The following is a 16,994-nucleotide window of genomic DNA, read 5'->3' as shown; positions in this document are numbered from 1 at the left end:
CGACCAGATCTAGCATTTGGAAATGGCCCGGGACATCGCACAGCGCTTCAACCACAATTTCGCGCCGATAATCAACCTGCAGGAGGCCGAGGTGGAGGATCACGTGGCGGTGTTGCAGGGGCTGGATGGGCGCAAGATGAGCAAGAGCTACAACAACACCATACCCCTGTTTTTGCCGGAAAAGCAGCTGCGCAAGGCCATCAACAAGATCAAGACCAATCTGCTGGAACCGGGCGAGCCCAAGAACCCCGATGATTCCACCGTGTTCCAGATCTGGTCCGCGTTTGCCTCGGCGGAGGAGACCGCGCGCATGCGCCGGGAGTTTGAGCAGGGTATTGCCTGGGGCGAGGCCAAGAAGCAGCTGTTCGAGCTGGTCAACGATACGTTAGCGGCCGCCCGCGAGCGCTACCTGCAGCTGATGGCCGACCCCGCGCACATTGAGCAGGTGCTGCAGCGCGGCGCCGAGCGCGCTCGTGCTTACAGCGTGCCGCTGCTGGCGCAGGTCAGGGAAGCTGTGGGTATTGCACCCATGCGGTGACGGTGTAGTGATTCGCGGTTTAACCTTTGCCCCAGGAGTAGCGGAGTTCGACGAATGCGCCGCGGGGACGGCCGACGAAGTAGCGGTACTGGCCGAAACCCACATCGGCGCGCTCGGCGTAGTCCTCGTCCAGCAGGTTGGTGATGCGCAGGCTGGCCGCCAATTGCGGAGTCAGCGGGCTACTGAGGCGCAGGTTGAGCAGGGAGTGCCCCTCGTACTTGAAGCGGTTCTCCGGCTCCAGGTAGTACTCATCCATATACACCCACTCCAGCTCCGCCACCGGGGCCGTGCCGTATCGGGGGGCGAATTCCCAGCCGAATCGGGCGCTGCCGAACAGGCGCGGAGCCGTGTCGATATCGTTGCCGTCGATCGGGTCGTTGACCCCCAGCGGCAGGGCGTTGTTGGCGTAGCGGTGGCGGGCGGCGGTGACATCCAGGCGTGTGTACCAGGACCCTTGTGAACGGTAGTCCAGGCTCATCTCCAGCCCATAGTGCTCGGTTTTGGCGCCGCTGACGTTGCGCCGGTCGGCATCCTGGAAGATCACCTCGTCCTTGTTCATGTGGTAAACCGACAGGTCGTAGCTCAGGCCGCCCCCGGTGTTCCCGCGCAAACCCAGTTCGATATTGTCGATTACTTCGGAGTCCAGATCGGCCACGGCCTGGCCCGATTGCAGGCGATACAGTTCGCTGGTGTCCGGCGCCCGGAAGCCGTTGGCGAGGCGCAGGTAGGCGTAGTGGTCCGGGCGCAGCTGCAGGCTGGCGCCGGCATTGACGGACCAGTCAGTGAACCTGTCCCTGCGGTCGGCAACGCGGAAGAAGCGGCAGGCACTGGCGGCCGGGGTACAGGCGGGGCCATCCTCAGCCAGATTGTCGTAGTCGTAGTGGGTGTATTCGAGGCGCACTCCGCCGTCCAGGGTCCAGCGCTCGTTCGCGGCGTAGCGCAGCTGGGTGTAGGCCGCGCCCATGCTGGCCGCGACTTCGTAGTCGTAGTGGATGCCCTCGGGCTGGTTGGGGCTGAACGGGTTTTCCTGTTCCTCCCGCAGCCAGCCATCGGTGTATTCGAGGTCGGTGCCGGCTACCCAGCTCAGGCCGCCGGCTTCCCCGTGCAGGCTGGTGCGCAGCCCCAAGGACTCGTGACCGTTGGTTTCTACCGGCTGCCAGGGCACAAAGTGCTGCAGGAACTCCATCCGATTGCGCCGCAGATAGGGCGTAATACTGAGCCGCTGGCCATTGTTCAATTCGCGGCTGGCCTGGCTGTAGAGGCGCAGGGACCAGGCATCGCGGTAGGCCTCGGGGTTGGGATTGCTGGTTCGCAGGGTGTTGTCTGCGTAGGCCTTGAAACCCTGGACAAAGCCCGCGGTTTCCTGGTTCAGGTTGGCGGCGTCGACCACGGTCTGGAATGACCAGACAGCGCCATCGTAATCGTGGCGCAGGGTGAGTTTCTGCTGGTCGAAGCCTGATTCCTCCTGGTAACCGCCGTCCATGGTGCCGTTCAGCCGCAGGCTCACGCCGTGGCGTCCCTGGACGTGGTCGAGGCGGTACTTGCCCCGGAAATAGTCATCGGGACCGCTCTCGAGGGCGAGTTGCTGCCCGGCACCCGGTTTCGGTTCGGCACCGAGCACGTTGATGACCCCGTGCATGGCATTGGAGCCGTAGGTGGCGCCCGCCGGACCCTTGATGACCTCAATCCGGCTGGCCTGCTCGATATTGGCATCAAACAGCTGGTTGACGTTGCAGAACCCGGGTGCCCGCAGGCTGATGCCGTCGGCGGCCATGAAAAAGGAGCCGCAGCCACCGGCGCCGGTAAGCACCGGGGAGCGCAGCGCGGTCAGGCTTTCCTGGCCGTTGCCGCGGCTGATCCAGGAACCGGGAACCTGTTGCATGATTTCGTTGGGGTGGGTGTGGCCGATCAGGGTGAGATCGCCCTCGTCAACGGCGGACCAGGCCAGCGGCAGGCGGCTGGCGTCCTCGCTGATGCGCTTGGCGCTGACCAGCACCTGTTCCAGGCGCTGTTCCGCGGCGCTTGCGACCGTCGTGGTGGCGGCGATCACGGCGATGGCGATAGCGCGCACGCCTTGTTTAACCTGCAGCAATGACATTCGGGTCCCTCTTGGTAGCACTGGGTTGATCGCGGTTGCGCACCGCGTCGGCAATCCGCTGCAGGGGAATACGCAGCATTTCCCGCAGCTCCTCCGGCGCCTGACTTTCCGCCAGCGCCTGCTCCATGCACCACAGCCACTGGTCCCGCTCCTCGGGCCCGATGTGGTAGGCCGCGTGGGAGTCGGTCAGGCAGACTGTGCCGTATTTGTCGGCATAGCGGGGCGGGCCGCCCATCCAGCCGGTAAGGTACTCGGCCAGCTTTTCCGTGACCGGGCCCAGGTCCTCGGCGTGCATGGCGCGCAGCTCGCTTGCCTCCGGCCGGGAGTCCATGATGCGGTAGAAGTCCTCGCAGAGCTGGCGAATGCCGTCTTCGCCGAGTATTTCAAAGGGCGTGTTTGCTGTAGTCATGAGAGCGCTGGTGGTTTGTCTGGGGGACGCCAGTTTACCCGTCTTTGCCCCCGATTTCCTCCCCGTCAGAGTGAATGCCTGAACCGGGCGGGGTGGTTGCTCCTAGAGCAGATCGGTCATGGATACGCCGAAACCGATGCGGCTGTTGTTCTGGTTGTAGTCGATGAGGCTTTCGCCGTAGCCGTTGAAATACTGGATGTAGCCCTTGAACCGGCGATTGATGGGAAAGGTCCACTCCAGTTCCAGCGCACCGCGATTCTCGCTGCGGAGGTTATTGCGCAGTTTCACCGCGAACTCGTGCTGCTGCCACTTCCAGATGCCGGTGATATCGCCGTAACCCATGTAACGCTCAATATCCGGGTTGTCATCGTCGCCGCTGCTCTCGGGGAGCCGGTACCAGGCGCGTACGTTGAGGGCCATGCGCCGTCGCTCGAAAGCGGCCATGACCATGGCCCGGTTCCAGCTTCGGGAAAGATCGCCGCCCTTGCCGTTGGATTCATGCCTGAAACCCGTGCCGACCACGGTATTGGTGAAGCCCCAGAAACGCCAGTCGTTGGCGAAGGTGAGGAAAACCTCGGGTTGGTAATTGGTCTCCCGGAAAGGTGAGGAGTCGTTGTACAGTTGCCACCAGTTGCGCTGGGTGTAGGCAACCCACAGGTTGCTGCCCGCCCCGAGGATATCCGTCCAGGCGATGGTTTTCAGGCTGATCTGGAACTTAGCCTCTATGTGCTGCATCGGGTCGTCCGGTTCCAGCGCGGCCCAGGCAGCCCGGTTGAGATTGTCATTGTAGGTGGCTGGCAGCAGGTAGTTGCGCTGGTGGGGAGTAATGACCCAGGCGTTGCTGGTCAGGGTGGTTTCCTCCGCCAGCCGCTGGCCCAGCAGCAGTTCCTCGTTGACCAGGTGCACCGGCCCGCTCGCGGGCTCCTCCGGCCCTACGGTAGTGGTCTCCACGATACTGGCTTCCACGGTGCTGGGCGCTGCAGCGCCGGTTGCCAGGCGGTCATAGCAGGCGAGACGCTGCAGATCGTCCGCCACGGCGGCGCAGATCCCCAGGCTGTCGGCCTGCGCCGGGAGTATGGTCCCCAGGGCTGTCCACAGCAGGGCCTGGGCGAAAAGTCGTGCGTTCATGACGCGATTGCTGTCCGGCGAGTTCGGGGTTGGGCAGTCTACCGGAGCCTGTGCTCCGGGGACAGCCGTTCGGGACGGGCCGGACGCCGCAGGTGCCGCGCGGCGCCGGTCTCTGCTAGAATCGGCGCCCCTCCCGGCGCCAGGGTTTGCCCGCCCTGGCCCCCGGTTGTCCGCCCGCTGGGCACATGACAGGAACCCGGAATGAGTAGTGTAAACAAGGTCTTGGCGGTAAACGATGACCTGCCGATCCGCACCGGCGCCCCGGTCCATTCCGGCAAGGTGAGGTCCGTTTACTGGCTGGACGCGGTCGACAGTGCCCGCCTGATCAGTCAGCGCGGCTACCCTGTAGCCGCCGATGACAAGCTGGCGATCATGGTGATCAGTGACCGCATCTCCGCCTTTGACTGTATCTGGCGCGGCGAGGGCGGCCTGGCGGGTGTTCCCGGCAAGGGCGCGGCGCTCAACGCGATCTCCAACCACTGGTTCCGGCTGTTCCGGGAACAGGGACTGGCGGACAGCCACATCCTGGAGGTTCCGCACCCGCTGGTCTGGATCGTACAGAAAGCCCGCCCGGTAATGATCGAGGCGATTGCCCGGCAGTATATTACCGGCTCCATGTGGCGGGCCTACGCACGTGGCGAGCGCGAATTCTGTGGCATCCGCCTTCCCGACGGCCTGCGCAAGGACCAGAAACTGCCAGAGCTGTTGATAACGCCCTCCACCAAGGGGATTCTGCAGGGTATTCCCGGGGTCCCGGCCCAGGATGACGTCAACGTGTCCCGCGACGATCTGCGCAACAACTACGCTGCGTTCCAGTTCCGCTCCCCCGAGGATGTGGATAGCTACGAAACCCTGCTGCGTGACGGCTTCGAGGTCATCAGCGGCGAACTGGCCCGGCTCGACCAGGTATTCGTCGACACCAAGTTCGAGTTCGGCTACGTCCGCAATGCCGCCGGCGACGAGCAGCTGATCTACATGGACGAGGTGGGTACGCCTGACTCCTCGCGGATCTGGGACGGCCCGGCCTGGCGTGACGGGCGTGTGGTGGAGAACTCCAAGGAGAGCTTCCGGCAACTGCTGCTGAATTACTTCCCGGACCCCGACATCCTGCTGAACAAGGACCGGATGCCGGAGCGCGTCGCCCTTGCCAGGGACAATGAGCTGCCCGCGTCGGTGCTGATGGACGTCTCCGCCACCTATGTTGGTATCGCGGAGAAGATCATCGGCCAGCCCCTTGTGCTCCCGGATGATCCCCGCCGGGAAATCATCGATATGCTCGGCGCCGAATTCGACCTGCTGCGCTGAACCTGTTCGCTGCTCACGGGTCTACAGTGGTGTTGCGGCTTGCGTTTGCCTATAGTGTTTCTGTCTAAGGCCTATCTCTGGAGGTGTCGCCATGAACCGAGCTCTGTTTGCCAGCCTCGTGGTTAGCGTAGCGCTTGTCCTCTCTGCTTGCGCCGGTACCGGTTCCCCGAATCAGCCCGCGTTGACCCACGACGGCCTGGAGAGGGTGTCCGGGCATAAATTTGCCGACGTTTACCTGCGCCCCGGGGCCGACCTGACTCACTACCGCCACCTGTCCCTGGCCGGCTGTGAGGTGGCTTTTCGCAAGAACTGGTTGCGCGACCAGCAGCGTGACAGCAGGAGCGTGGCCAACCGTATTCAACAGGAGGATGCTGACCGTATCCGGCGGCGCATTGCCTCGGCCTGCAACGAATATTTTCGCGCGGCGTTGAAACGCGAGCCGGCCTACGACCTGGTGGAGGAAGCGCCCAACGGCGAGGAGATACTCTTGCTGCGGCCGTCCATCGTCAACCTGGACATCCACGCCCCCGATATCCAGAGTGCGGTGCGTACCAGGGCCTACACCACATCGGCCGGAGAGATGACGTTGAATCTGGAGCTGGTGGACGCATTGACCGGCGAGGTGCAGGGGCGGGTTGTGGACCGCCGTCGCGGTGTAGAGCACAGCCAGCTGCAGTGGACCAGCAGCGTCACCAACCGCGCCGAATTCGAGCGCATACTGCGGCGCTGGGCGGATCTGCTCCGGGACAGTCTTGACCGCGTGCGCGGCGCCTAGCGGCCGGAGCGTTCTGCCCGCGGCGGGTCATTCAAGCAACAAGCCAAACGAGGAATCGCCATTGAACATCGTCAAGATCACACCTGATATCGCCGTCTCCGAGCAGATATCCCCCGTCGACCTGGCGGACGTGGCAGCGGCCGGATACAGGGTGGTAATCAACAACCGTCCCGATGGCGAGGCGCCAGGGCAGCCTTCCTCGGCCGAATTTGCCGCCGCGGCCGAGCAACACGGCCTGACCTATATCTACTACCCGGTGACCGGTATGAACTTCCCGGGCCCGGACCTCGAACAGCTCGCAGGCGCATTCGACAGTGCCGAGGGGCCCGTGCTCGCGTTCTGCCGCAGCGGCACCCGGTCCATCAATTTATGGCTCGCGACCCGCTCTGCGGAGGAACTGCCTGAAGCTTTGCAGCGGGCGCGCAGCCGGGGCTACGATCTGTCCATGGTGGGCCAGCGCTGAGGTTGCCATCTGCGCCAGCGCTGGGTAGCCTATCCGGCTGACCCACTGACTGGATATCCCCATGCCTTGTCGCTCCCTGTTGGCCACCATTTCACTGCTGCTGGCCCTCGTCTCGCTTGCCGGTCCCGCAAGAGCCGGCGAACTCGCCAGCCTGGTGGCCGCGGACTACGAGCGCCATCTCGGCGCGCTCTTCACTCACTTCCACCAGAATCCGGAATTGTCCGGCATGGAGTACAAGACCGCCGCGCGCCTGGCCACTGAACTGCGCAACGCGGGATTCGAGGTAACCGAGGGGGTTGGAGGCACCGGGGTGGTGGCACTGCTGCGCAACGGCCCCGGGCCGCTGGTGATGATGCGCGCGGACATGGATGGACTGCCGCTGGAGGAAAAGTCGGGTCTTCCGTATGCCTCGCGGGCGCAGCAGGTGGATCCGTCCGGGGAGGAGGTCTTCGTCATGCACGCCTGCGGCCACGATGTCCACATCACCAGCCTGGTGGGCACGGCGCGGCTGATGGCGGCGCAGCGGGAACAGTGGTCCGGGACCCTGATGCTGGTCGGTCAGCCGGCGGAAGAGCGCATTGTCGGAGCCCGGACGATGATGGAGGACAATCTGTGGCAGCGTTTCGGCCAGCCTGACTACGCCCTGGCTTTCCATGTGTCGGCGCAGCTGCCCGCCGGCCAGCTCGGAGTGACCGAGGAGTCCCCGTATTCCGGCGCCGATACGGTAGACATCATCGTCCACGGTATCGGGGCCCACGGTGCCAGTCCCCACGAAGGGGTTGACCCGGTGGTGCTGGGCAGCCAGATCGTGCTGGCCCTGCAGACCGTGGTCTCGCGGGACCTCGCCCCCCGCGATGCCGGCGTGATTACCGTCGGCGCCTTTCATGCCGGCAGCAAGCACAACATCATATCCGACCGCGCCCACCTGCAGCTCACTGTGCGCAACGACGACCTGGAGAACCGCGAACTGCTGTTGGCCGGGATCCGCCGGGTGGCGGAGAACATGGGGCGGGTGGCCGGGTTGCCGGAGGACAAACTGCCGGAAGTGATTGTATCCGAGCGTGAATCAGTGCCGCCCACCGTCAACGATGCGCCGCTGACCCGGCAATTGCGGGGTGTCTGGAGCGCCCACTTTGGCGAGCAGGTTTTCAAGGAGGGCAAGCGCAAGGGGATGGGTGCGGAGGACTTCGGCTTCTTTACCACAGACCCCTACATACCCAGCACCTATTTTGCGGTGGGTGGTACACCCGCAGAAGATTTTGTCCGCGCCGCCGAGGGGGCTGCCCCGGTGCCCTCGCACCACTCCCCGCTGTTCCGGGTGGTGGCTGAGCCCGCTGTCACCCTCGGGGTGGAGGCGACCGTGGTGGCCCTGCAAGAATTGCTGCAGGCACCCGCACCGTGAACCGCAAAACCTTTTTTCCGCGCCCGGATGAACAGCCCGCCGGCAAGGTCGAGGCGCGCCCCGCCAGCACCGTGGTGCTGTTGCGCGACTCACCCGAGGGTCTGGAGACCCTGCTGCTGCGACGCAACAAGGCACTGCTGTTCGCCGGTGGCTACTGGGTCTTTCCCGGCGGCGCCCTGGAGCCCGGGGACTGGGAGCTGGCCGAAGGTGACGAACTGCGCGCCACGCGTCTGGCCGCGGCCCGCGAGGCGGGCGAGGAGGCGGGGTTGAAACCCGACCCCGACGCCATGGTGCTGATCAGCCACTGGACTACGCCGGTTGATGAGCCCAAGCGTTTCTCCACCTGGATCTACGCGGCACCGGTGGACAGCGGCACCGAGGTGGTGATCGACGGCAGCGAAATCCACGACGCACGCTGGGTGAACGTGGCGACCGCGGTTGCGGAGCACAGGAATGGCTCGCTGGGTGTGCTGCCCCCCACCTTTGTCACCCTGTGCCACGTTGCTCACTACCAGACCGTGGCTGAGTTGCTGGCACGGGAACGGGAGCGGCCAGCGCCCGAGGTGTTGCCGCGTTTCTGCCACGGTGATGGCACGGTGTTCGTGATGTTTCGCGGCGATGCCGGCTACGCCAGCGGCGACGGCTCGGTTCCCGGCGCCCGCCACCGGGCCACGTTGCGAGACGGGTGCTGGCACTACGAGCACCGGAGTGTGGCGCCCGAGTTTCCCTGCCTGATTGGCCCCTGATACGTCCAGCGAGATAGAGCGCAATGCCACGAAGTACCGAACCGTTGTCACGGCCAGCATCGCAGACCCTCTGGGACTGGCCCACCCGGCTGTTCCACTGGTCCCTGGTGGTATTGATCCCGCTGTCCTGGTGGACTGCGGAGGAGGGCCAGATGGAGCGCCACCAGTGGCTCGGCTATACGGTTATCGTGCTGGTGGTGTTTCGCATCTGCTGGGGCTTTGTCGGCAGCCCGCAGTCCCGCTTTCGCGATTTCCTGAAGGGGCCTGGCACCGTGCTGGGCTATGTCCGTGGTCGCGTGGCATCGGGCCCGGGGCACAACCCGCTGGGCGGCTGGTCCGTGGTGGTGCTGCTGACGCTGCTGCTGGTGCAGGCGGGCAGCGGTCTCTTCAACAGCGACCGGATCCTGTTCAACGGCCCGTTTTACTACGCTGTCAGCAGCGAGACCCGGGACTTTCTCGGAGTGGTACACGAGTGGGCCTTCAATGCCCTGCTGGCCATGATCGCGCTGCATCTGCTGGCGGTTGCCTGGCACCAGTTCCGGCGCCGGGAAAAGCTGGTGCAGGCCATGCTCAGGGGCAGGGCGGAAGGCAAGTCGGGAACCGGCGCAGCGGCGCCCTGGTGGCTGGCGCCGCTGCTGTTGGCGGCGGTGGTCGGGCTGGGCTGGTGGCTGTTGCAGCAGGCGCCACCGCCACCGCGGATGTGGTAGGGCAGGCCGCCACCGGCACTGCCCGCATGCACACTCAGTAGAGATAGTCCTTCGACTTGTACTCGTCGTGGCAGGCCTTGCAGGCCTGGCCGACCGCGCCGACCTGCTGGGCGATCGCGCCGCGGTCCCCACCGGCAACGGTGGTCTGCAGGGTGGCGGCTTCCGCTTTCAGGGTATCGAACTTGCTGGCAAAGTCCTCCATGTTACTCCAGATCTCCGGCTGGGCCCGGGTGGTACCTTTCTCTGAACCCTCGGGGAAACCGCGGAGAATGTTCAGGGTGGACACCGCCGCGAAATCGTTGGCAAACCCCTGCAACTGCTCCTGGTTCCAGGGCATCTCGCCCTTGACCATGGCGCCGATGGGGCCAAAGTTGGCGCCGAGCAGGGCGAAATAGGACTGGCGGTAGGACTGGTGGAATTCGTTCTCATCCAGATGGGACAGGGCCAGGGGTGATATCGCCAGGGCAGCGGCCGAGGCGAGGATGGCGGCGCGCTTGCGGAGCGGGTTGGGCATGGGTGAGTCTCCTTGCTGAGGTTTGATCCTGTGGAGTGGCGGACTGTGCACGGACGAGGTGCGCGATCGCCCCCAGCAGACTATACGTTATGTGTGCGGGTGCCGACCAATTTTTTGAACCTGTCCCGGGTTACACGGTGGCGGCGTGGGGAAATGCCCCCGGGGTGGGCTACCATTGGCCCCTTGACGCAATGAGGTAGCACATGGGCGCGCAGCAGTGGGATTACAGTTTTGACGTGGTGGTGGTCGGGTCCGGCAACGGTGGGCTGACCGCGGCGCTGTGCAGCTATGAAATGGGCACCCGCGATGTACTGGTGGTAGAGAAATCCGGCCTCTATGGCGGCACCAGCTCCATCTCCGGTGGGGGGGTGTGGATTCCCTGCAACCGCTACGCCCGCGCCGCGGGTGCCGAGGATTCCATCGACCAGGCGCGCACCTACCTGCGCCAGTTGATTACCGAGGAGGAGGTGCCCACCTACCAGCTGGAGGCCTTTCTTGAGAATGGGCCGAAGATGGTGGACTTCCTTCACGAGCGTACCCGGGTGCGCTATGTCACGCTGGCCCACTACCCGGACTACTACACCAATCTCGACGGTGCCATGGTTGGCCACCGCTCCATGGAGCCGGAAACCTTCGCCGCCAGCGAGTTGGGCGAAGAGTGGCGGCGCCTTCGCCGCACCCATCCGATGATGCACCTGGGTGGCCTGATCGGCTTTACCCAGGTCGAGGCTGCCCTGCTCATTGGCCAGCAGCCGGGCTGGTGGAAAACCGCGGTCAAGCTGGTCGCGGCCTATGTTGCCGATATTCCCTGGCGCCTGAAGGACAAGTACCACCGCCGCCTGGCCACGGGCTGTGCCGGAGTGGCCCGCCTGCGCGCGTCAATGCACGACCGGGACATCCCCCTGTGGCTCAACACCGCGATGACCCGGGTCGTCGACGAGGACGGCGCCGTTCTGGGTATTGAGGTCACGCGCAACGGTGAAACCCTGCGTATCCAGGCCCGCAAGGGCGTGGTGCTGGCTGCGGGTGGCTTCGAGCATAATCAGGCCATGCGCGAGCAGTACCTGCCCCAGCCCACCGACCACCGCTGGAGCGCAGGCACCCAGGACAATACCGGTGATGCGATTCTCGAAGGCTTGCGTCTGGGGGCGAAGATGCACCGGCTCAACGAAGCCTGGTGGTGCAACACGATTTCCGTGCCGGGGGAGGAGATCCCGCGCCTCAGCATCATGGAGAAGTCCTATCCGGGTTCCATCGTGGTGAATCCCGCCGGGGAGCGTTTCAGCAACGAATCCCAGAACTACATGGCCTTCCAGCAGGAGACCTTCGAGAAACACAGCGAGGACAAGCCCTGCAATCCGAGCTGGCAGGTCTTCGATGCCAATTTCCGCGCCCGCTACTTCGTCGGGCCCCTGTACAACAGCGCTTTCCGGCCGGACTGGGCGCTGCCGAAGCGCTACGAGAATGAGGGTTTCTTCGCCAAGGCGGACACCATCCCCGAGCTGGCCCGCAAGATCGGCGTCGACCCGGACGGGCTGGCGGCCACGGTGGCGAAGATGAACGAGTACGCCCGCACCGGCGTGGATCTGGACTGTCAGCGCGGGGACTCAGCCTACGACCGCTATTACGGCGACCCGCGGGTGACTCCGAATCCCTGCCTCGCCCCTATCGACAAACCACCGTACTACGCGATGAAGGTCGATCCGGGTGATTTCGGTACCCAGGGCGGCATGGTCTGCAACGCCGATGCCCAGGTACTGCGGGAGGACGGCTCGGTGATCCCGGGCCTCTATGCCATCGGCAACTGCAGCGCGCCGACGCTGCCCTGCTACCCGGGCCCGGGGTCCACCCTGGGGCCGGCCATGACCTTCGCCTACCAGGCCGCCAAGGCTATCACCGGCTACCGCGAAACCTAGCCCTCAGTCAGGGCGCAGCCAACCCAGGGCAAACACCAGTGTGGCGCTGGCTGTGCCCCAGGAGCCTATTACGCGCACCGCGACCTGCTGCCAATGATGTCGCGCGCGTTCACACAGGTCTGCGATCAGTAGCAGGCAGGCGAAAGCCCCAAGGCTGGCCCCCAGCAGCGCGGCGGCAATCGGGCCCGGCGCCACGGCCTCCGGTGCGGAGTCGAGTCCCAGCAGCAGGCCAACCGCGGCTCCCGCGGCAGCAAAGAGAGGGTGGGGCGGGCTGAACTGCAGTATCACCAGCATGCCGGTCAGGGCCGCGAGCAGGAGCAGCAGCGGTTCCAGGCCATCTCCCAGGTCCAGCCCGGTGCCTGCCAGAGTGAGGCCCACTACCAGGGCTGGAAGAAAGCCCAGGTAACAGCTGCGCATGGCATAAAGCCCACCCTGGCCGGAGAACAGGCCCAGCATCACCAGTGCCAGGGCGTGTGCCGGAACCAGCAGCGGGTGCAGCACGCCTGCGTAGAAGTCGCCGATACCCTGCATCGGGCTGTGAGCCTGCACCAGGTCTGGAACACAGAGCAGGGCGGCAGTCATCGCTGCCGCTCGCGGGGTGAAGCGGTGGGTCAAACGGCGCTGCCCAGAAACAGCGCCCCGGCGATTGCGATGACGGCGCCTCCGGCGCGCACCGCAACGCGCCCCAGCGGCCAGCGGACGAGCAGCCCGAAACCAATCCCCGCCAGATGCAGCAGGCCGGTGGCGATCACAAAGCCGAGGCTGTAGGCCAGGGGGCTGGCAGCCGTGGGCAACTCCGTACCATGGGCGTGCCCGTGAAACACTGCAAAGGCCGCAACAATCAAGCCCGCGAGCCACAGGGGTGGCCGCGCCGCCAGCAGAATCATTGCGCCCAGGATCAGCGCCGACAGCGCTATGCCGATCTCCACGCTGGGAATGTTGATGCCCGCGATACCAATTGCGCCCCCCAGCGCCATGACCAGCGGGAATACCACTGGCAGCAGCCAGAGAGCAGGATTGCCCAGGAACGCGCCCCACAGTCCCACCGCGACCATGGCGGCCACGTGATCCCAGCCCAGTACCGGGTGCAGCAAGCCGCTGACGAAGCCGCCGCCGATCTCCGCGGCCGAGTGCGCCTGCGCGTTGGTTGCCAACAGCAAGCCCAGACCTGCGCTCCACAACAGTCTGTACACCCACATCGTGTATTTCTCCTGAATCGGGATTGGCAGGATAGCCTGTAAGGCTGTCGCGATTCCAGTCGTGAACGAGACCGTCAAACGGGAGATTCTGGCGGGCCAGGCCTGCGGTAGTGCGCGGCCGACCCGATGGGGTACAGTGGCCGTATATTTCCCCGAACTTCAACAAGTCCGGATGACGGGTGTGGTCTGCTTTACCGAACAGGGCGGGACCCACGCATGCGATCAATCAAACATTCTGGAAAAGGAAACTACCATGTCCGAATCCCGTGAACTTGGCATTATCGTCTACGGCGCCACCGGCTATACCGGGCGCCTGGTATGCGAATATCTGAACACGCAGTACGGCGTCGACGGTGACGTCAAATGGGCCATGGCCGGGCGCAGCAGGGACAAGCTGGTTGCCGTGCGCGATGAGTTGGGTATCGCCGCGGGTATACCCCTCGTGGTTGCCGATGCCGCCAACCCGGATTCCATCCGGGATATGGTCGCGCGGACCAGAGTGCTGTTGACCACGGTCGGTCCCTACCAGCTCTACGGCTCAGACCTGGTGGCGGCCTGCGCACATGGCGGCACGGATTACGTGGACCTCTGCGGCGAACCGGCGTGGATGCACGAGATGATTGCCGCTCACGGTGAGTCCGCCAAAGCCAGCGGCGCGCGCATTGTGTTCTCCTGTGGCTTCGATTCCATCCCTTTCGACCTCGGTGTCTGGTTCCTGCAGCAAGCTGCCATGGAAAAGTTCGGTGCGCCGCTGCCCCGGGTCAAGGGGCGGGTGCGGGTGATGAAGGGCACCTTCTCCGGCGGCACCCTGGCAAGTTTCAAGGCCACCATGGCCGCTGCGGCCAAACAGCCGGAGGTAATCAAGGTGCTGACAGATCCATTTGCCCTGACCGAGGGGCATGCCGGGGTCATACAGCCATCGGGTATGGCGCCCGTGTACGAGGAGGATTTGCTGAGCTGGTCGGCGCCCTTTGTCATGGCCACCATCAACACCAAGAACATCCATCGTTCCAACTTCTTGCTGGGCCACCAGTACGGCGCCGAATTTGTCTACGACGAAATGCTACTGACTGGCCCCGGAGAGCAGGGCGAGGCGATAGCGCGCGCGGTCGCCGCCGACAAGTCCATGGCCAACGACCCGCGCCAGCCGGGCGAGGGTCCGTCGAAGGAAGAGCGCGACGCCGGTCACTACGACGTGCTGTTCGTGGGCTCCAATGCGCAGGGCCAAACCATCAAGGCAAGCGTCAAGGGCGACAAGGACCCGGGCTATGGCTCAACCTCCAAGATGATTGCGGAGAGCGCCGTGTGCCTGCTGGAAAACCCCGGCAATGTACCCGGCGGCATCTACACCCCGGCCCCGGCTATGGGCGGCCTGCTGGTGGAGCGCCTGCAAGAAAATGCGGGGCTGACGTTCCAGTTGGAGAACTGAGCCAGGGCCAGCCAAGGCGGTTGGGCGAAATGGGCTCAAACATCAGTTTGGAGTAGTATGATTAGTGTGTTGAATGTCCGCATTTCGAATGCCGGACAACGCTGAACAGTTGAAATCGCAGCTTTTCAGTAAACATTTTTCCTGTACGACATGACGGATGGATTCATGGATGCTCTTACGGTCGCTGAAGCTCTGGAATTGATAAGGATAAATGAGGAGGCGATGTCCACGCAGTTCGAGACATGGCTAACGATTACGTTTGCGAGTATCGTTTCGGTGTTCGTAGGGAAGCACCTGCTCAACAGATTGATGAGGTGGTTGGTGACGCTGCTGTACTTGCTTGCCTCTTTGATGGTGATTGCTATGACGCTCTACCTTGCCGAGAGTAATGCCCAGATTGTTGCGCTGTTGGCGGGCAGGGGCGTGGCAGTCGCAGGGCCTGTATTTGCAGGCAGCGTCGCGCTGTGTCTATTTCTTGCCGGAGTGGGAACGACCGTCTATTTCATACATATGGACACCGAGTCGGGTGGAAACTGACTTGCGGTCGGTTGCAGTAGACTTGCCAGGGCAGATATTGAGGACCGGGATCCCACTTTTTAAAAACTGACCTTCCATTGTCGTTTACAGACTGCTCGTATGAAAAAGCTTTGTTATTTTGTTTTAGCGTCCCTGTTGACAATATTTTCGTTGGCAGCGGGATTGCTTTTGCTTCCTTTGCAGCCGGCGCCTTTCATGGCGCAAAACGGGCCTTTTGCCATAGAGCGCGTCAATGTTGTCAATGTGGAAAGCGGCGCCATAGATCACGCTGTGACCGTTCTGGTTGATGGCGGGGAAATTGTGGATATTCTCCCGGCGGAGGAATACCGGGAAAACCCTTACTTCAAAGCCATTCCCGCAGATAATCAGTACCTCATCCCCGGGTTGTGGGACATGCATACGCACAGCCTGAAAATATCACCGCAGATCCACCATCCTTTGTTCATAGCCAATGGGGTCACTGCAGCCCGGGACTTATCGGGTTGCATGAGTAGAGAAGATAGCTATTGGGCGTGTATCGATGACCGGATTCGCTGGACCAATGAGGCACTGGCTGGAACGCGGGTAGCACCCCGGTACATTTTGCAGAGTAGCTATCAGACCAACGGAGGGAACGAAGTGCCGGATGCTTATCCCTCATACTTCAGACTGAAAACGAAGGCGGATGCGAACGCCCTGGTGATGTTCTATAAATCAGTCGGGGCTGACTTTATCAAGGTATATTCGGAGCTCTCGCTGGACCAGTATCTCAACCTGGCAGCAACCGCCAAGGCAAACGGAGTGGATATAGCCGGCCACAAACCCATCGTCGTCCCATTGCTGACAGCCATCGAGTCCGGTCAGAGAAGTATTGAGCATGCCAGGCTTTTTCTCTTTGAGTGCTTCGAGGGGATTGGAGAATTTCGTAGCCTGGAAGACCCAATTGGTCACTACACACCCCAGCTCATGTGGGAGATGTTGGCGCAACAGGACGAGCAGGAATGTCGCCAGCTCATGGCTGCCATGGGGGATTCCGATACCTGGTGGGTGCCGACCCTGACGACGCTACGAATGAGCGCCTATGCCAGAGAGCCCGGTTTTCGAGCGGACTCCCGGTTGGAATCTGTTCCCTTCATCGTCAAGAATTTACTCTGGTATCCCGACGCTGATCGGGCGGCAACCCGGGGTTATAGCGATACTGGAGAATATGTTCACCACGATTTCTACGCGCGGGCACTGTCTCACGTTAACACGGCCAACCAGCACGGGGTTAAATTGCTGGCTGGAACAGATGTCGGAGATACCTATGTCTTTGCGGGCTCAGGGCTTCACGATGAGCTCTCAATGCTTGTTGACTCGGGCCTGTCTCCGTTGGAAGCTCTGCGTTCAGCGACGATTGGCGCAGCGTTATTCAGCCGGCTCGAAGACGAGTTTGGGTCGGTCGAGATTGGCAAAGCGGCCGATATCGTACTGCTGCAAAACAATCCGCTGGAGGATATAAATAATGTCCGAGGTATTGTCGGGGTGATGCAAAACGGCCACTTCTATGATCAAGCGGCCATAGACGCCTTGCAGGCATTTGTGGTTCGGCAGGCAGGGAGTCTGCAAGTGAATCTCCGGCATTTGTGGGACGCGCTGTACAGTCCGCTGATGCGCAAGCAACTTGCTGACTAATCCGTGGGCTTTTGGGGTTTGCTTGATGGGAGCTGGCAATGGCAGGTCGGCACTGGCGTTCGCGTCCCCCTGCTCGGTTCAAATTTCGATTAACCCTTGTTTTCCACTGGCCAGACCATAGCCAGCAAGGTGCCGTCGACAATATCTCCCGGGGGTGTATCCTCGTTCATGACCC

16 protein-coding genes and 1 pseudogene are annotated in these 16,994 nt (G+C 63.1%); 11 read left to right on the top strand and 6 right to left on the bottom strand.

Annotated elements, in window-relative coordinates:
- Positions 1-13: 13 nt before the first annotated feature.
- A pseudogene (locus RJQ10_RS06235) lies at positions 14-538 on the top strand (tryptophan--tRNA ligase); the annotation flags it as partial.
- Between the two features lie 19 nt (positions 539-557).
- Here the strand turns inward: RJQ10_RS06235 and RJQ10_RS06230 are convergent.
- The 3 genes from RJQ10_RS06230 to RJQ10_RS06220 all read right to left on the bottom strand — a co-directional run bounded on the left by RJQ10_RS06230 (position 558) and on the right by RJQ10_RS06220 (position 4,173).
- Positions 558-2,636, bottom strand: a complete 2,079-nt coding sequence (locus RJQ10_RS06230; RefSeq protein ID WP_350144716.1) for a TonB-dependent receptor — start codon at positions 2,634-2,636, stop codon at positions 558-560.
- Complete coding sequence (locus RJQ10_RS06225; RefSeq protein ID WP_350144714.1) at positions 2,617-3,045, bottom strand: group II truncated hemoglobin; 429 nt, start codon at positions 3,043-3,045, stop codon at positions 2,617-2,619. The genes RJQ10_RS06230 and RJQ10_RS06225 overlap by 20 nt, the downstream gene beginning before the upstream one ends.
- Before the next feature lie 102 nt (positions 3,046-3,147).
- Complete coding sequence (locus RJQ10_RS06220) at positions 3,148-4,173, bottom strand: phospholipase A (RefSeq protein WP_350144712.1); 1,026 nt, start codon at positions 4,171-4,173, stop codon at positions 3,148-3,150.
- A gap of 201 nt (positions 4,174-4,374) precedes the next feature.
- Here RJQ10_RS06220 and RJQ10_RS06215 point away from each other — a divergent pair, with 201 nt between their 5' ends.
- The 6 genes from RJQ10_RS06215 to RJQ10_RS06190 all read left to right on the top strand — a co-directional run bounded on the left by RJQ10_RS06215 (position 4,375) and on the right by RJQ10_RS06190 (position 9,571).
- Positions 4,375-5,478: a phosphoribosylaminoimidazolesuccinocarboxamide synthase gene (locus RJQ10_RS06215; protein WP_350144710.1), complete on the top strand. Its 1,104-nt coding sequence runs from the start codon at positions 4,375-4,377 to the stop codon at positions 5,476-5,478.
- Between the two features lie 91 nt (positions 5,479-5,569).
- Positions 5,570-6,253, top strand: coding sequence for a DUF3313 family protein (locus RJQ10_RS06210; protein WP_350144708.1), 684 nt, complete (start codon positions 5,570-5,572; stop codon positions 6,251-6,253).
- A 61-nt stretch (positions 6,254-6,314) separates the two neighbouring features.
- Positions 6,315-6,716: a protein tyrosine phosphatase family protein gene (locus RJQ10_RS06205; protein ID WP_350144706.1), complete on the top strand. Its 402-nt coding sequence runs from the start codon at positions 6,315-6,317 to the stop codon at positions 6,714-6,716.
- 61 nt (positions 6,717-6,777) lie between these two features.
- The gene (locus RJQ10_RS06200) at positions 6,778-8,118 is read left to right on the top strand and encodes an amidohydrolase (RefSeq protein WP_350144704.1); all 1,341 of its coding nucleotides are present in this window, start codon (positions 6,778-6,780) and stop codon (positions 8,116-8,118) included.
- The gene (locus RJQ10_RS06195) at positions 8,115-8,864 is read left to right on the top strand and encodes an NUDIX hydrolase (protein ID WP_350144703.1); all 750 of its coding nucleotides are present in this window, start codon (positions 8,115-8,117) and stop codon (positions 8,862-8,864) included. The genes RJQ10_RS06200 and RJQ10_RS06195 overlap by 4 nt, the downstream gene beginning before the upstream one ends.
- A gap of 23 nt (positions 8,865-8,887) precedes the next feature.
- Positions 8,888-9,571 carry a cytochrome b/b6 domain-containing protein gene (locus RJQ10_RS06190; protein ID WP_350144701.1) on the top strand — a complete coding sequence of 228 codons (684 nt, stop codon included), beginning with the start codon at positions 8,888-8,890 and terminating at the stop codon, positions 9,569-9,571.
- Positions 9,572-9,605: 34 nt separating this feature from the next.
- On the opposite strand, the gene RJQ10_RS06185 is transcribed toward RJQ10_RS06190, so the two are convergent.
- Positions 9,606-10,085 carry a c-type cytochrome gene (locus RJQ10_RS06185; protein WP_350144699.1) on the bottom strand — a complete coding sequence of 160 codons (480 nt, stop codon included), beginning with the start codon at positions 10,083-10,085 and terminating at the stop codon, positions 9,606-9,608.
- A 203-nt stretch (positions 10,086-10,288) separates the two neighbouring features.
- On the opposite strand from RJQ10_RS06185, the gene RJQ10_RS06180 reads away from it, so the two are divergent.
- Positions 10,289-12,001: an FAD-binding protein gene (locus tag RJQ10_RS06180; protein WP_350144697.1), complete on the top strand. Its 1,713-nt coding sequence runs from the start codon at positions 10,289-10,291 to the stop codon at positions 11,999-12,001.
- A 3-nt stretch (positions 12,002-12,004) separates the two neighbouring features.
- On the opposite strand, the gene RJQ10_RS06175 is transcribed toward RJQ10_RS06180, so the two are convergent.
- Together RJQ10_RS06175 and RJQ10_RS06170 are read right to left on the bottom strand one after the other, a co-directional pair.
- A complete protein-coding gene (locus tag RJQ10_RS06175; RefSeq protein WP_350144695.1) occupies positions 12,005-12,583 on the bottom strand; it encodes a HupE/UreJ family protein in 579 nt (192 codons plus the stop codon).
- A 29-nt stretch (positions 12,584-12,612) separates the two neighbouring features.
- The gene (locus tag RJQ10_RS06170) at positions 12,613-13,200 is read right to left on the bottom strand and encodes a HupE/UreJ family protein (protein ID WP_350144694.1); all 588 of its coding nucleotides are present in this window, start codon (positions 13,198-13,200) and stop codon (positions 12,613-12,615) included.
- A gap of 253 nt (positions 13,201-13,453) precedes the next feature.
- Here RJQ10_RS06170 and RJQ10_RS06165 point away from each other — a divergent pair, with 253 nt between their 5' ends.
- From RJQ10_RS06165 to RJQ10_RS06155, 3 genes are all read left to right on the top strand, one after another.
- Positions 13,454-14,629, top strand: coding sequence for a saccharopine dehydrogenase family protein (locus tag RJQ10_RS06165; RefSeq protein ID WP_350144692.1), 1,176 nt, complete (start codon positions 13,454-13,456; stop codon positions 14,627-14,629).
- Positions 14,630-14,794: 165 nt separating this feature from the next.
- Complete coding sequence (locus tag RJQ10_RS06160) at positions 14,795-15,166, top strand: hypothetical protein (RefSeq protein WP_350144690.1); 372 nt, start codon at positions 14,795-14,797, stop codon at positions 15,164-15,166.
- Positions 15,167-15,265: 99 nt separating this feature from the next.
- On the top strand, positions 15,266-16,819 hold the full coding sequence (locus tag RJQ10_RS06155; RefSeq protein ID WP_350144688.1) for an amidohydrolase family protein: 1,554 nt from the start codon (positions 15,266-15,268) through the stop codon (positions 16,817-16,819).
- Positions 16,820-16,994: the final 175 nt, after the last annotated feature.

This window comes from Haliea sp. (assembly GCF_040222615.1).
Lineage (GTDB): Bacteria > Pseudomonadota > Gammaproteobacteria > Pseudomonadales > Halieaceae > Haliea.
This window is presented reverse-complemented; position numbering and strand designations above follow the sequence as displayed.

Excerpts from the sequence above, each read along its gene's own strand:
- RJQ10_RS06200 (WP_350144704.1), top strand. The coding sequence starts at position 6,778 with ATGCCTTGTCGCTCCCTGTTGGCCACCATTTCACTGCTGCTGGCCCTC.
- RJQ10_RS06225 (WP_350144714.1), bottom strand. The coding sequence starts at position 3,045 with ATGACTACAGCAAACACGCCCTTTGAAATACTCGGCGAAGACGGCATT.
- RJQ10_RS06210 (WP_350144708.1), top strand. The coding sequence starts at position 5,570 with ATGAACCGAGCTCTGTTTGCCAGCCTCGTGGTTAGCGTAGCGCTTGTC.
- RJQ10_RS06155 (WP_350144688.1), top strand. The coding sequence starts at position 15,266 with ATGAAAAAGCTTTGTTATTTTGTTTTAGCGTCCCTGTTGACAATATTT.
- RJQ10_RS06165 (WP_350144692.1), top strand. The coding sequence starts at position 13,454 with ATGTCCGAATCCCGTGAACTTGGCATTATCGTCTACGGCGCCACCGGC.
- RJQ10_RS06190 (WP_350144701.1), top strand. The coding sequence starts at position 8,888 with ATGCCACGAAGTACCGAACCGTTGTCACGGCCAGCATCGCAGACCCTC.
- RJQ10_RS06170 (WP_350144694.1), bottom strand. The coding sequence starts at position 13,200 with ATGTGGGTGTACAGACTGTTGTGGAGCGCAGGTCTGGGCTTGCTGTTG.
- RJQ10_RS06220 (WP_350144712.1), bottom strand. The coding sequence starts at position 4,173 with ATGAACGCACGACTTTTCGCCCAGGCCCTGCTGTGGACAGCCCTGGGG.
- RJQ10_RS06230 (WP_350144716.1), bottom strand. The coding sequence starts at position 2,636 with ATGTCATTGCTGCAGGTTAAACAAGGCGTGCGCGCTATCGCCATCGCC.
- RJQ10_RS06180 (WP_350144697.1), top strand. The coding sequence starts at position 10,289 with ATGGGCGCGCAGCAGTGGGATTACAGTTTTGACGTGGTGGTGGTCGGG.
- RJQ10_RS06160 (WP_350144690.1), top strand. The coding sequence starts at position 14,795 with ATGGATGCTCTTACGGTCGCTGAAGCTCTGGAATTGATAAGGATAAAT.
- RJQ10_RS06185 (WP_350144699.1), bottom strand. The coding sequence starts at position 10,085 with ATGCCCAACCCGCTCCGCAAGCGCGCCGCCATCCTCGCCTCGGCCGCT.
- RJQ10_RS06175 (WP_350144695.1), bottom strand. The coding sequence starts at position 12,583 with ATGACTGCCGCCCTGCTCTGTGTTCCAGACCTGGTGCAGGCTCACAGC.
- RJQ10_RS06215 (WP_350144710.1), top strand. The coding sequence starts at position 4,375 with ATGAGTAGTGTAAACAAGGTCTTGGCGGTAAACGATGACCTGCCGATC.